The organism is Micromonospora sp. MH99, assembly GCF_021442385.1.
In the GTDB taxonomy this organism is placed as follows: Bacteria; Actinomycetota; Actinomycetes; order Mycobacteriales; family Micromonosporaceae; genus Micromonospora.
In genome coordinates this window covers 1-2,962 of the sequence record NZ_MUZA01000143.1, presented here as the reverse complement: position 1 = coordinate 2,962, position 2,962 = coordinate 1, and the positions used below count along the sequence as shown (strand labels likewise).

The following is a 2,962-nucleotide window of genomic DNA, read 5'->3' as shown; positions in this document are numbered from 1 at the left end:
CCCGGGTGGCTCTCGGCGCCTCCACCGACCTGGTCGAGCGGGCCGCAGCGCTGGGCGCCGCCGACGCCCGACTCGCCCCGGTCGCCGCCCCGACGCTGCCCGCACCCCGTCGACGCCGCGCCGCCGTGCGCGCCGAGTTCGGCGTACGGCCGGAGCAGCCCTTGCTCGTCTCGGTGGGGCGGCTGCACCCGCAGAAGCGCTACGACGTGCTGATCGACGCGGCCGCCCGCTGGCGTACGCGTACCCCGCCGCCGGTCGTCGTGATCGCCGGGAGCGGCCCGGCGTACCTGCCGCTTGCCGCGCGGACCTCCGCCGCCCGGGCCCCGGTGACCCTGCTGGGGCACCGCACCGACGTGGCCGACCTGCTCGCCGGCGCCGATCTCGCGGTGGTCACCAGCGACTGGGAGGCCCGGCAGCTGTTCGCCCAGGAGGCGATGCGGGCCGGCGTGCCGCTGGTGGCGACCGCCGTGGGTGGCCTGCCGGAGCTGGTCGGCGACGCCGCCGAGCTGGTCCCCGCCGGCGACGTGGACGCGGTCGACGCGGCGGTGCGCGCGCTGTTGGACGATCCGGAGGCCCGGGCCGAGCTGGGTCGGCGCGGCGCCGAACGGGCGGCGACGTGGCCCACCGAGGCCGACACGGTGGCCGTGCTGGCGGCCCTCTACGCCGAGCTGGCCGCCCGTGGGACTCCACCGGCCGCCCCCGGCTCCGACGCACCGATGACGGGACACCGGTGATGGTGCGTCGACTCGCTCCCGCCCTGCTGACCGTGCTCGTGGTGGTGCTGGGCGTCACCGCGCTGGCCGCCCGGCCGCCACAGGGCACCCCGCACCGCACCGCCGACTTCGTGGTGCTCGCCGGGATCGCCGGGCTGCGCTGGGAGGACGTCGACCAGCAGAGCACACCGACGCTGTGGCGGATGGCCCGGGACGGCTCGATCGGCTCCCTGTCGGTGCGGTCCGCGCACCGGCCCACCTGCCCGGTCGACGGGTGGCTGACCCTCGGCGCGGGCAGCTTCGCCGCGTGGAACGGCACCCGGCCCGACGGCGGCTGCCCGCCCGCCGGCGTGACAGTGGAGCAACCGGACGGGATCGGCGCGAACCTGCCCGATCAGGAGAGCGTGGTCCAGTACAACCAGCAGCGGCTGCCCTGGGGCACCATGCCCGGGTCGCTGTCGGAGTCGGTGCGCTGCTCGGTCGCCGTGGGTCCGGGCGCGGCAGTGGCCGCCGCCCGCCCGTTCGGCCGGGTCGACAGGTACGCCGCGGGTCTGCCGGCCGATCCGCGCCGGCTGCTCGGCTCGTGCGTGCTGAGCATCGTCGACCTCGGCACGGTCGAGGGGACGGACCCGGCGGCGCGTGCCGAGCAGGCGCGGGCGGCCGACGCGCAGCTGGCCCGGGTCCTGGCCGCGCGGCCGGACCGGTCGCTGGTGCTGGTGGCCGGAATCTCCGACACCGAGCAGCCGTCGCGGCTGCACGTGGTGGTCGCCGACGGGCCGGGCTGGGAGCGGGGTTGGCTCACCTCGGCCAGCACCGGCCGTGACGGCTACCTGCAACTTGTCGACCTCGCGCCGACGGCGCTTGCCGCGCTGGGTCGGCCGATGCCGGAGCGGCTGTTCCTCGGCCGGCCCGCGGTCAGCACCGGCGGTCGACCGTCCGACCTGACCGAGGCGATCAACGCGCCGGCGAACGCCGACCGGGAGGCGATCGCCCAGCGGGCCGTCTCCGGCCGGTTCTTCGCCCTGCTCGCCGGGCTTCAGGTGCTGCTGGCTCTGGCGGTGCTGCCGCTGCTGCGCCGGGCCCGACCGCACGCCGGTCCGGCCGGACCGACCCCGGTCTCCGCCCGCGTCGTGGCGGTGGTGGAGTTGCTGCTGGTGGCGGCGGCGTTGACCGTTCCGGCCGCGCTGCTCGCCGACGCCGTCCCCTGGTGGCGGGGCGAGCACCCGGGATGGATCTTCGCCGTGGTCACCGCGCTGCTGGTCGCGGGTGGCACCGCGGCGGTCCGGTTCGCTCCCGGGTACGCGAACACGCTCGGCCCGTTCGGCGCGGTGGCCGGCCTCACGACACTTGTCGTCGGGCTGGACGTGCTCACCGGGTCGAGCCTGCAGCTCAACAGCGTGGTCGGCTACTCGGCGTTGCAGGGTGGCCGGTACGCCGGGCTGAGCACTGTCGGGCTGGGCGTGTTCCTCGCCAGCGCGCTGGTGACCGGCGGGTGGTTCGCCCAGCGGGTGCACCGCCGCTGGCGGCCCGCGGTGATGGTCGCCGTGGGCGGTCTCGCCGTGGTGGTGGTCGGCAGCCCGTACCTGGGCGCCGACCCGGTCGGCGCCATCGCGCTGACGGCCGGGCTGAGTGTGGCCGCGGCGATCAGCGCGGGCGGCTGGCTCACCATCACCCGACTGGCGTGGGCCACCATGGCCGCCCTGGCGGTCGGCATCGGCTTCGCCCTGGTGGACCTGCGGCGCCCGGCGGCGGAGCGGGGGAGTCTGGGCCGGTTCCTGTCCGCGGTCGCGGACGGCACCGGCGGGTTCACCGTGCACCGCTCCAGCACGGCGAACTTCGAGACGTTGGTGAACAGCCCGTTGACCGTGCTGGCGCTGGCCGGTGCGCTGCTCGTGTGGTTCGCCCTGCTGCAACCGTGGGGCGGGCTGATGCGGCTGTTCGGCATCTACCCGGCGATCCGCGCCGCGCTGGGCGGCACGGCGGTCGCGGCGGTGCTGGGCGGCGTACTCGACGGCGCGGCGCTGGACGTGGCGGGGGCGGCGGCGGCCCTGGTGGTGCCGATGGCGGCGTTGGCGTCGCTGCGGGTCCTCGGACATGCCGCCGACCGGACCCGCCCGGGCACGGGCCGTGCCCGGGAGAACGGGGCCGACGACGACTCGGGCTCCGGGGGCGACGGGCCCGCAGGCGGTGGCGACGGGCCGGCCCGCCGCGCCCCCACGGGCGGTCGTGCTGCCCGCGGGTCCGGACGC

The 2,962-nt window shown here is 77.3% G+C and carries 2 protein-coding genes; both read left to right on the top strand.

Annotation, left to right across the window (positions count from 1 at the left end):
- Positions 1–734, top strand: a 734-nt coding sequence (locus B0E54_RS32160) for a glycosyltransferase family 4 protein (RefSeq protein ID WP_234591604.1), incomplete at its 5' end; no start/stop codon positions are given.
- Positions 734–2,962: hypothetical protein (locus B0E54_RS32155; RefSeq protein WP_234591602.1), on the top strand; the 2,229-nt coding region annotated here is incomplete at its 3' end. The genes B0E54_RS32160 and B0E54_RS32155, both read left to right, overlap by 1 nt.